Below are 12,383 nucleotides of genomic sequence, written 5' to 3' on the forward strand. Positions count from 1 at the left end.
ATTCTAACATCTAAAATTATGCAATTAAAATTACCATCACAAATTGTAGTCATGTCCAGATATGCCCTGTTCGGAATGTTGGTGCAATGCTTATTAGCGGGATTATTATGTGCAGAACATAGTAATGCCCAGGAGCAAAGTATGGAAAGGATTAGCATCTCGCTGACTGCCAAGTCATTGCCTTTAGAGGATGCTTTGGTGGAAATAAGTGAAAAAACGAATCTGAACTTTCAATATGATCATAAATTAGTTCGGGATAAGCAAATCGACCTGAACTTCGATCGAAGTAGTCTTGGCAACGTCCTTCGGTATATTTCTAAGGAAACTAATCTTAGTTTTAGGAGAGTGAGTGAAACCATTTATCTGGGTCGAGCGGCTAAGCGATCGGTGGTAGAAGTATTGCAGGAAGAGGCTTTGGCTACTGTTGGGATAGCGGACAACAGGAACAATATGGGCTTTAGCTCAACGGATATAAAGAATGGTTATTTGCAGAGAATGGAGACGTTGATGGCCCAGGGCAAAGCAGTCAGCGCCATTTCCATTCAGGGAATCGTTAAGGATGAGAATGGAGACCCTCTTCCTGGAGTAAATATCATTGAGAAAGGAACAGTTAATGGTGTTTCCAGTGATACAGAGGGACGTTTCAAGATAACCGTTCCAAGCAATGCTTCCATACTGGTATTCAGTTATATCGGTTTTGTCACTCAGGAATTGGAAGTGGGAAGTAAGAGAGTAATGAATGTAAACCTGGTATCAGAAAATAAATCCCTTGAGGAAGTAATCGTGGTGGGGTATGGTGTACAGCGTAAAGAGAGTGTGGTAGGGGCCATCTCCCAAGTAGATAACAGAGCCCTCATGCGCTCCGGTACTTCTAACGTGACCAATGCCATTGCCGGAAAACTTTCAGGCGTACTGACTATGCAGGGGAGTGGAGAGCCAGGTAAAGATCATTCCGAAATTATAATCCGTGGACTCTCGAGCTGGAACGGCTCTCAACCTTTAATTATGGTGGATGGAGTAGAGAGAGATTTTAAGGACATGGATCCCAATGAAATAGCAACCATATCTGTTTTGAAAGATGCCTCGGCCACCGCGGTATTCGGCGCTAAAGGGGCTAATGGGGTAGTAATAGTCACCACCAAGAGAGGGGTTATAGGAAAGCCCAAACTGGACTTCACCGCCTCGTATGGAATTTCGAAAGCTACCAGGATCCCCGATCATATCAGTTCCTATACTACCATGACCATGTACAATCAGGCCTTGATGAATGGCCAGCAATTTACCGATCTAATACCGCAGTATGCTCTTAATGAATACAAAAATCCCTCCACCCCCCTGAATGCCCTGCGGTATCCGAATGTTGACTGGTTTAATACGCTATCTAAGCCTTTTGCTACCAATGCCAACGCCAATTTTAATGTGTCGGGAGGAACCAACTTTATCAAATATTTTGCTTCTGTAGGTTATTCGCATCAAGGTGACTTTTTTAAGGCCTACCATGATGGGTATAATGACACCCGTTACTGGTACAATCGTTTCAATTATAGGACTAATATCGACTTTAACCTTTCTAAAAGTACTACCCTTTCTTTGAATGTTGGTGGTGAAACAGGCGTAAAAAATCAACCCAGTGGTACGCCATGGAGAAACTTATACGCAACAGGACCGGCGCGCTATCCTGCATTCTTTCCAGAATGGGTGTTGCAACAGGTTCCAGATCCAGATTATCCTAACGACACAGGGAAACGACTGGCCATGAATTTTGGAGAATATACGGGTAACCCCTATACCTCTATGAACCAAGGGTCTTTCAATCGGTATTTGGATTCCAAATTGTTTACCGACCTTATCCTGGATCAGAAACTTAATGTGATCACCACGGGGCTTAGCGCTAGAGGAAAGGTGTCTATGAGTACTTATTACCGTAATAACTCCCTAAACGCTTCCTATTCTTTTCCTCAGTATCAGCTCAATTACGATAAAATAGGAACCGAAGAGAACCCTTGGTTCCGCATGGGACAGGGCAATGAAGTGTTCGAACAAGGCCCTCTCGACATCAATGTAGGTGGGCTGGAAAACGATTATTATAAGGATATGTATTATGAAATGTCGCTAAATTATAATCGTGATTTCGGAAAGCATCATGTATCCGGGTTGGCCTTGGTCAATCGCCAGCAGAAAGACAAGACAACCGAGTTCCCCTATTATAACCAGGGACTTGTAGGGCGGGGAACCTATGACTTTGGAGGTAAATATATGATGGAGGTCAACGTCGGCTATACTGGATCGGAGCGTTTTGCACCCGGAAATCGTTACGGCTTTTTTCCTTCAGGAGCGGTGGGTTATATGCTTTCTGAAGAAAAATTCATGAAAAAGAATGTTCCCTGGATCAGTAAATTGAAATTTAGATACTCCGATGGTATGGTGGGAAGTGATGTAGCCGCCAATCGTTGGCTATATCTAAGCGATTATTTCAAAGATAATGCCGGCTATATTCGTGAAGACCTGGGGGCCAATGTGGTTTCGCAATGGGAGGAAGCCCGTAAGCGCGATTTGGGAATTGAGTTAGGTCTTTTCAATGATAGCTTTACTTTTAGCGTCGACTTTTTCGATGAAAAACGTGAGCGAATGTTACTGGTTCCACGGAGTGTAACCATGCTGGTTGGTAATTCTTTCAAGGAATTAAACTTAGGAAGGCTTAAGAAGCATGGTATTGAACTTGAGGCCGAGTACCGCAACAAAACCGCTTCAGGATTGAATTACTTCGTTAGAGGAATATTTGGTTTTAATGAAAACCGGATCTTATACAAGGATGACCTTCCTTATGCATCAGATTATCAGAAGGCTGCCGGAAAACCTCTGGGTGCACAGTTGAGCGGTGTGGAGCTAACGGGCTCGGGATACTATACGTCCATAGACGATATACATAATAATGTGGCGGCCATCGATGTCAACAAGCTGAACGTTGGAGATTATAAGTATTTAGATTTTAACTCTGATGGCTTAGTAAATAGCCTTGACAAATACCCCATACCTGGGTCTGACTATCCCCCGATTACCTATTCATTTTCATCGGGCTTTTCCTTCAAAAAATTTGATTTCAACTTCGTTTTTCAAGGCAACGTAGGCAAGTTTGTAGAATACAACCAGACCTACGAAGTCGAATTTATCAAAGGCGACTGGCGTGTGCATCATTCTCAGCTCGACTTTTGGACCCCAACTAATCCGAATGCTAATCATGCGACCTTACATTATTCGGGTGGAGGGAGTACTGACAACTTATTCTGGGGTGGGGGAGAGGCCGATAGAGGATTCGATATTATGGTTGAAAACAGATTTTGGAGAAATGCTAACTACCTGCGTTTGAAGGAAGTTTATGCGGCCTATACCTTCAATTCAAAATTTTTGCAAAGGGTTATAGGTACATCTAATCTGGTGTTTTTTGTTACCGGTAACAACCTCTGGACAGTCACCAAACTGATAGAAGGCGATCCTGAATATAAAGATTTTAATCAGGGTTTTTATCCACAAATGACCAGTATCAAATTTGCCATCAAGGCGGCATTTTAAACATTCATTGATAAGTATGAAAAAATATTTCACACGATTGGTAGCCGCTACCGTATTGCTGGTGGCACCGGTATCCTGTATTAAAGACTTCCTGGAAAAAGCACCGGAATCGGGCTTGACCACAACGGATGTCTTTACCAAATATGAAAATTTTAAAAAGTTTTTTGATGCCATTTATGAGGGTACCAAACAGGAAGGAGGTACCTGGAGAGGGTATAATATCAAGCTTGCTTATGCCTCTTATCTGAATTTCTGGGATCAGAAATACACCCTGGAATCCCTGACCGATATGAGCGATATGGGGCGACTAATGGATGCTCAGGTAATAAAAAATGGCTCTATATCGGCTATCATCAATAAAATGACTTACGACCCGGCACGCCGACCAATTCTGGGAGCTATGTTTTCCATTATCCGGATCTGTAATACCACTTTGGCCAATATTCATATGCTCAAAGAAGTCAGTCCTGTCGATATCAATGATTTTAAGGGCCAGGCACATTTTATTAGGGCATTTGCACATTTCCAACTGGTTAAATTATGGGGAGGGATGCCCTACTTAAATGCGGTAATTGGCCCCGACGATCCTTGGGATATTCCACGTCTGAGCAATCACGAATCCTACCTACGCATTGCCATGGATATGGACACTGCCGCCTCTTATTTTGCTCAGGCTAATCTAATGCGCCGGGACCCTGGCCCTGGAGTAGGAGGCCACCTTAATAACCCTGAACAAAGAAGGCCTACCGGCGTAGCTGCCAAGGCCATTAAGGCCAGAGCCCTTCTGTACGCCGCCAGCCCCCTGAGTAATAAGAATGGACAAAAGGACTGGGAAAACGCCGCTATCGCTAATTGGGAAGCTATCAAAATTGCTGAGGAAAATTCATATGCGTTATTACCACTTTCCGACTATAAGAAGAATTATGTGGGCACCACCTATTCCAATGAACAATTATGGGGTTGGTATATTGGGACTATGGCCTATAACAACTCCAGCTTACAAGGGCTAGTAAATGGGGTTTTTGGAGGAGGAAAAACGGGATGGTCGGGTGAATGCCCTACACAAAATATGGTGGACCGGTTCGAAACCAAATGGGGTGAACCTCTGGTAACCGAGCAAGACCGGGAAAAGGCTAGATTATCCGGACATTATAATGAACAAGATCCCTATGCCAACCGAGACCCGCGTTTTTACATTGATATCATCTATAATACAGCGCCCGTTCCAGGCTATGGAAATGCTAAAATTTATTATGAAATGTCTAATGGTACGGCAGTATACGGGCAACTCCAGGATCAGTCATATGCAGGAATTACGCGTACGGGCTACTATCAAAGAAAAACCTGGGGTGAGCAAAGTGTAAATAATAAAACCACCCCTCAGCATACCGACCCTATCATCAGGTTGGGTGAGTTATATCTCAATTATGCTGAGGCCGCCAATGAGGCCTATGGGCCTAACGGACAAGCTCCAGGAGCCAATATGACTGCACTCCAGGCCTTAAACAAAATCAGAAACAGAGCGGGCATGCCCGACGTCCAAGATGCATTTACCGGTTCGAAGGATCTGCTGAGAGATCGTATCAAAAATGAAAGGACAATTGAGCTATGCTTTGAAGGGTCGCACTATTATTATGATATCCGTCGCTGGAAGGATGCCCCTACCGTGATGAATGGGCCTCTAATGGGTGTGGACATAGAAAAAGTCCCTGTGAGTGAAGCCTATCCCACCGGTTTTAAGTACGTAAGAGTCCCACTGGCAGCCAACAGGCAATCCCGATGGAAAGATGCCATGTACTATCTCCCCTTCAATACGGAGGATACTTATAAGATGAAAAACTTTGCACCAAATGAAGTTTGGTAATCCTGAACGCTTAATTATCGTAATATGAAAATATATCAATCTTGCTTAAAAAGAGGGGGTCTCGCCTTTATTTGGATCTTGCTGGGGACCCTGGCCCTGGCTCAAAATAAAACACCGAAAGCAGTCAATGTCAATATTCAGGTTACTGGAGAAGACGGTCTGCCCCTGTCTGGTGCTACGGTAGTGGTGGGCGAAGGCTTACTGCATGGAGAAACCAATTCTAGAGGAGAATATCGGTTTACGGCCCTGCCCGACGACCATATTAGCGTGTCGATCAATGGATACGAAAAATCAGTGGCCCTGGTACGGGATGTGGTGACTTTTAATACGGTGGCATTGAAAAAAACCAAGTACTTCGGTGGAGCCGACGATGTAGTGGCGCTGCCTTTTATGGATATGAAAAAACGCAATCTTACTGGAGGCTATGTAACCCTGAAGAGTGCAGATCTGGAAAAATACCCTACCAACGATCTACGGAATGCCTTTGCTGGTCTGGTCAATGGCTTGGAGGTAATTGAGCGAGACGGTTCAGTAGGGTTGAATGCCGAGGAGGAGCTGGGTTTTTTCAGGGTAACGGAGAAAATTGGCTTATCAAGCAGAGGCCGTAATCCGATTTTTATTATTGATGATATTCCTACAGATATTACAGAAATGCCCCTGGACCCTCAGGAAATTGAATCGGTGACGGTGGTTAAAGATATTGTGGGCAAGACCATGCTGGGGCCCAGAGCAGCAGACGGAATTATCTATATTAAAACTAAAAGAGGCAGACCCAACGAACGCTTTATGACCCTAAATGCCGAGCAGGGGATTAGCCATATTGACCGGTTTCCTGGCTTCACCTCTGGGGCGGAGTATGCCCAGCTGAATAATGAGGCCCGTAATGCGAACGGGCTGCAGCCTTTATATTCTGATAAGGCCATTTCTGAGTATGCCAAGAACGACCCCTATAGTTTCAAATACCCCAGCGTAGATTATCGCAATCTTATGCTTAAGAATTCCAAAACTTTCCGTAGAGTCAATATGTCCTCATCGGGAGGGAATGAGACGGTACAGTATGCCGCTTCCCTGGGTTATAACGGTGAAGGTGATATTTATAAGATGGGGAAAGTGTCAGATTATCACCGAATTAACGTAAGGTCTAATATAGACATCAAAATAAACCCTTTGATTAAGGTAAAGTTCGATTTTTTTGGTGGTATGACTATTCGGAGATCTCCAAACTACGGATATAATTCCAATTTTACCAGTGACAATCAGTCGACCAATACGGCTCTCGATCTGGTGGAGTTCAATTCGGTGTTAGGGGATATTACGGAAACTCCTCCCATCGCTTTTCCTATATATGCAGCCTTTGGCGATGATCTGGATGCTCCGTGGTATGCCGTAAGTGCCAACTCTGCCTATAGGACCAATCCCATCGGAAACCTGATGCATAATGGGTATTATACCGAAACAGGCAGAACAGGTGCCTCTAATCTGACCTTTGAATACGATTTGAAGGAGCTGGTGCCTGGGTTAAAGTCTAAAAGTTATGTGGGTTTTAATATCTTTAATAGCATTAGAATTGGTAAAGCTGAAAACTACATCGCCTATATCGTTAATCCCCTTGTGACTGCCACGGGTGCTGACAGCATAGGGCTTTCTAAAGTTCATGATGGTATTGATATGTCGGGTATGGCGAAGCTGCATGACTACTATTCTCAAAGGTTTGTTGTATACCAGAACTTTTCTTATCAGAAGTCATGGAAATCGAGTGATCTCCAAATGGGATTGACCTACTATTTAGGGAAATCCTCCAGGAATGGTATCGAAGAGCCACAGCGACAACAGAACGCCTCCTTAATCGGCTCCTATTCTTTACTTGATCGGTATATGGTTCAAGGAGTCCTCAATTATGCCGGTACCTATAGTTTTGCAAAAGATAAGCGGTATGCAATGTTCCCGGCTCTGGGACTGGGCTGGGTAGTGTCTGAAGAAAGTTTCTTTAAAAATGTTAAGACTATAAACTATTTGAAGCTTCGCGCCGAGGCTGGAACCCTAGGCTATGAAGGCTTTTTACCTCCCTTTTATAATCTGGATCGTTGGTCCGTAAATACTTCAGGAACTGCTTTTGGCCCCTTTTCTACCAATCAATGGTTTGGTAGCAATACCGATAATTCCGTCTACCGGACCGTTCCCAACCGAATCGGGAACCCTGATCTGACCTGGGAGAAAAGAAGGGAATTTAGCGTGGGCCTGGATGCCCTGGTTCTGAAAAATTCCCTTTCCATCGAACTCAATTACTTCAATAATCTTAGGGATGGCATAGTTTCACAGTTATTTAATTTAGTGCCATATACAGCCGGCATTTCCAACGCGAGACCTTGGTATAACTACAATAAAATTCGTTATCAGGGAGTCGAACTGGCTTTGCAATATACGCGACGTATCGGGCAAGTGCGCGTCTCTTTGGGGGGAAATGCCACTGTTCAGAACAGTGAAATTCTTAAATATGACGAGCCCAATTATCGCTACGAATTCCAGTCCAGAATTGGGCAGCCGACGGATGCTTATTACGGGCAAACCTATTTGGGGAAATTTGCTTCTGATGCCGAAGCCCAGGAGGTGCCTCAAATCTATGATGAGGTCCTAAAAGCTGGTGATCTGAAATATAAGGATATGAATGGCGATGGCATAGTGGACGATAACGATATGAGCCAAATAGGGCATACTGCACCCCGCCTGATTTATGGAGTTAATTTTAAGTTAAGCTATCAAAATTTTGACTTTACTGCCGTAGGCAACGGCCGTGCATTTTATGATATCCCTTTCACAAATAAATATTTTTGGAATGGATGGGGTGATAATAATTACTCCAATTTTGTGAAAAATAATATAGGCGGCGACTATCCTAACCTTTCCTACTTTAAGGTAAATAACAATTTTGTCGGCTCTGAATTCTGGCTTCGGGATGGGGGATTCTTCAAACTGCAAAATGTAGAAATGGCTTACAATTTCAGACTTTCGGCAGATAATATTATCAGGGCACGAACGATCCGGGTTTACTTTAGAGGAGCTAATCTTCTGACTCTTTCTAAAATTAAAGAGGTCGATCCAGAATCTATTAATTCGGGTATTACGGTGTACCCCCTGTTTAGAACCTTTACTGCCGGCCTTAAATTCAATTTTTAAACTGAAGTACGATGCAAAAGTTCAATGATATAAAAAGTGGGCTCTGGTTTGTCCTGTTATTCTGTAGCCTAACGTCCTGCATAGATTATCTGGAGCCTTATCCCAATGGCAACCGGACCACAGAGGATATCTGGAAATATCAGGACATGGTCCAAGGCCTCGTAGGAAACTGTTATGATAATATGCCCCGTGGATATAATGATTTTGAAGGGGTCTATTTAGATGGAGCCTCCGATGATGTAGTGATCACCAGTAGCACCCATACACTTGCGAAGCTCGCCGTTGGCGCCTTGCCTACCAGCCAAGATCCATTTCGAGGCTATTGGGATCGTAACTATCGATCTATATACTCAGTCAATCTTTTTCTAAAAGACCGGAGGGGATATAATACCCGGTTCCTGGTAGACCCTCATTTGAACGAATTAGTCAGGAACAGGTTACAGGGAGAAGCATATGCCATTCGTGCGTGGTTTCAATATGACTTGCTTATGAAGTTCGGTGGCAAAGGTTTGGATGGTCAGTTATTGGGATTCCCCATTATGCTGGAGCCTGTGGATATTAGCAAGCAGTCCAATTTTGCACGCAATACCTACGACGAATGTGTCCAGCAAATCATTGCAGACTGCGACTCTGCCTATAAATATTTACCCATTGCCCACCGCGATTACCTGGTGCCCAACATTAGTGATAGAGCCTATGCAGGTGGTCGTTACTGGGGGCGTTTCGATGGAATCACTACACGAGCCATTAAGGCTTTGGTCTATCTCCAATGGGCAAGCCCTCGGTTCAATCCGGGAAATGATCCTTCTCGGTGGGATCTGGCTGCCAGGAATGCCAAAGAAGTGATCGATTTTAAAAGGACTACTGATGCAGTGAAAAATGGTTTTGATCCTGTGAAAGCCGTTAACTGGTTTGATCCAAATTTTGGGTCAATCATTTTTGCTTCGAGGTATAATAATTCAAACGATGCTATGGAGCGGATGTTCTACCCTGGAGGATTTCAGGGTACCGGGGCGGTAGGCGCTACCCAGGAGCTGGTAGACGCTTTTCCTATGAAAAATGGTTACCCCATCACCGATCCTATGAGCCTCTATGATCCTAACAAGCCCTATGAGAATAGAGATCCTAGATTTTACAGCACCATTTTTCATAATAATGCTAAAGCCGTTAAAATTAACAGCAATACGGTCATGTATACCTTTGAAAACTGGATCAATGGTAAAGATGCAGCTGGACCCGCCGTGAATAGCCGAACCAACTATCATATCAAAAAAATGGTATTCATGGGGCTCAATTGGTCCGACAATTCTATCAACCGTCAGCCCCATTCTAAAATGTTTATCCGTTGGGAACATATGTTGCTCGCCTTTGCAGAAGCGGCGAACCATGTGGAAGGACCCAACGGGGGGCGTTATGGCATGTCGGCTAAGGAAGCAATGACTTTTATCCGTTCCAAAAATACCTCTGATGGTGCCAAGGGGTTTGTTTCTGATCCATACCTGGCCGAAGTAGCCGCTGCAGGACCTAATGCCTTTAATAAATTCATACAAAACGAAAGGCGTTTGGAGCTTTGTTTTGAAGGTCAGCGGTTCTATGACCTTCGCCGATGGTCTACAGACCTTTCGGAGATAAATAAACCAGTTCATGGAGCGAAAATTATCAAAAACTCTGATGATAGCTTTACTTATGATTTGAAATATCCAGTTCAGACCCGATCCTATTCTTCCGCATTTCTTCCTATTCCTTATGAAGAAATGCTCAGGATGAGCAACCTAGTGCAAAATGAAGGTTGGGAAGCTTGGAAGTAAAACCCTCTTGGGCTCATAATTTCAGATAGAATTTTAATTTAATAACAGAAAGATATGAAAATCAAAATCTTAGTTCTGTTCCTGGCAATTGGTTCACTTACCTCTTGTTACAAGGATTATATTGACGATTTCGACTTTAGTGCCATCTATTTTAGTTACCAAACCAATGTACGTACCTTCGTGGTAGGGGAAGGAATGAAAATCAAGGTCGGGGCAGCCCTATCCGGGGTTCGGGACAATCGTCAGGATCGAATCGTGAATTTCAAATTAGAGAATAGTTTGATCACCGATGAAATATTAACTGCCATGAAGAATGGATTAGGCTATATTAAAGATGCAGTAGCTCCTGTGGATAAGTTAAAGCCTATGCCTTCCCAATATTTTACTATCTCCGACGCTTCCCAAATGATTATCAGGAAAGGCGAGTATATGGGTGCAGTAGAAATTAAAGCGGATTCTGCCGCATTTCTGAGGGATTTAGAAACCATTAATCCGGTGTATGCCCTTCCCTTTTATATTCAAAGCGCCGATGCGGATTCGGTACTTGGTGCGAAACGTTATGCTGTTATTGCCTTGAAATATGAGAATATGTTATTTGGAAACTATTATCATGGGGGAGTAACAGTAGTGAAAGATTCCACCGGCAAAATCGTTCGTACGGTAAATTACTTCACCACCATCCCGGTTCCTGAGAGTAAGATGATGGCATTAAAAACCATAGCTCCAGATGCCTTAGTTACCAATAGAATTAGCGATCAGTCTGGTGCCATGAAACTTACACTTAAAGGAGGTGACGTTCTGATTAGTGGGGTGGAAGGCTCCGGGACGGAGGTACAACCCGATGGTGCCAGCACTTATAACCGTGCTCGTCTGCTCCAGGATCGAAGGATATATCTGAGCTATAAGTTTAAAAACCAAGATGGTACCACCTCTTTTGCCAAAGATACACTTACCTTCCGCAACCGGATCAGGGATGGCGTAAACGAATGGCAGGACGAGAATCCTGAAAATTATTAAAGTTGAGTCGTTTCAACTTACTTTCTATTCCGATAACCCATAAAAAATCGGGCTGGCCTCTGAAGGGCCGGCCTTTTTTGACTTCCACTTGCTCATAGATTAGCCTCTCCGAATTAGATAGGTATGTTAACTTTCCCCATGTAACATGGGTAGATATATCAGCAGGAGGCTAGGTATAGTACTTGCTCGCTAAGGCTCTAGATGATGAGATTTGAAGAAAATTGTGGACAGTGTGAGTATAATGCGTGGACGGTTGGCTTTAGATTGCCTTTGTTACACCGCACAAAAAGGTTCTGCAAGGACTTAAGTAAGTTCGTGGTATTTCCTTAAAACATTAATATCGAACGGCCATATGGACTATCATCTGCTCAGTGATGAACTGCTGGTTAAACTTTTGAGGGTTGACGACTCAGACGCTTTCAATGAAATCTATAAACGTTACTGGAAGATTTTGTATCAATCGGCAAGGAAGAAAATAGCCTCAGAAGATGTGGTAGAAGAGATATTACAAAATGTATTTCTGAAGATATGGGAAAAGCGGGATATTCAAAAAATTGATGACTTGGGTGCCTACCTTTATACGGCTACAAAATATCAGGTGATGAATTATTACCGTACGCAGTTCTTTTTAGAAAAGTTTGAGCCGGTTAGCCAAAATGGAACGGAATTATTGGATGATTCTACCCAGCAAGACATTCACCTTATGGAGATTTCCCATATTTTCGAGCAGGTGCTTTCTCTGCTGCCTCAGAAAACGAGTCAGGTTTTTGCCTTAAGCAGGCAAGAATTAAAAACAACCAGAGAGATAGCACAAATCCTTAATATCCCAGAGCGGACGGTGGAATATCATATCACTCAATCGCTCAAACAACTTCGGATATCCCTGAAAGATTTTTTGCCCACTATCTTTATATTTCTCTGGCTATTGTAAAATTTAAAGAAAATACTTT

General features: G+C 43.4%; 6 protein-coding genes. All 6 read left to right on the forward strand.

What is annotated here, in order from left to right:
- The first annotated feature begins 18 nt into the window (after positions 1-18).
- The 6 genes from X939_RS0100230 (at position 19) to X939_RS0100255 (ending at position 12,364) form a co-directional block, all read left to right on the forward strand.
- On the forward strand, positions 19-3,570 hold the full coding sequence (locus X939_RS0100230; protein WP_229235898.1) for a SusC/RagA family TonB-linked outer membrane protein: 3,552 nt from the start codon (positions 19-21) through the stop codon (positions 3,568-3,570).
- Between the two features lie 16 nt (positions 3,571-3,586).
- Positions 3,587-5,434 (forward strand): RagB/SusD family nutrient uptake outer membrane protein, encoded by a 1,848-nt coding sequence (locus tag X939_RS0100235; protein WP_025761218.1) that lies wholly within the window; start codon positions 3,587-3,589, stop codon positions 5,432-5,434.
- 24 nt (positions 5,435-5,458) lie between these two features.
- Entirely contained in the window at positions 5,459-8,608 is a 3,150-nt protein-coding gene (locus tag X939_RS0100240; RefSeq protein ID WP_025761219.1) for a SusC/RagA family TonB-linked outer membrane protein, read from the forward strand.
- A gap of 11 nt (positions 8,609-8,619) precedes the next feature.
- Positions 8,620-10,416: a RagB/SusD family nutrient uptake outer membrane protein gene (locus tag X939_RS0100245; protein ID WP_044198116.1), complete on the forward strand. Its 1,797-nt coding sequence runs from the start codon at positions 8,620-8,622 to the stop codon at positions 10,414-10,416.
- 54 nt (positions 10,417-10,470) lie between these two features.
- Positions 10,471-11,433: a DUF1735 domain-containing protein gene (locus tag X939_RS0100250; protein WP_025761221.1), complete on the forward strand. Its 963-nt coding sequence runs from the start codon at positions 10,471-10,473 to the stop codon at positions 11,431-11,433.
- A gap of 352 nt (positions 11,434-11,785) precedes the next feature.
- Positions 11,786-12,364 (forward strand): RNA polymerase sigma factor, encoded by a 579-nt coding sequence (locus X939_RS0100255; protein ID WP_025761223.1) that lies wholly within the window; start codon positions 11,786-11,788, stop codon positions 12,362-12,364.
- The last annotated feature ends 19 nt before the right edge of the window (positions 12,365-12,383 follow it).

Origin of the sequence: Dyadobacter tibetensis Y620-1 (assembly GCF_000566685.1) — a bacterium.
Lineage (GTDB): Bacteria > Bacteroidota > Bacteroidia > Cytophagales > Spirosomataceae > Dyadobacter > Dyadobacter tibetensis.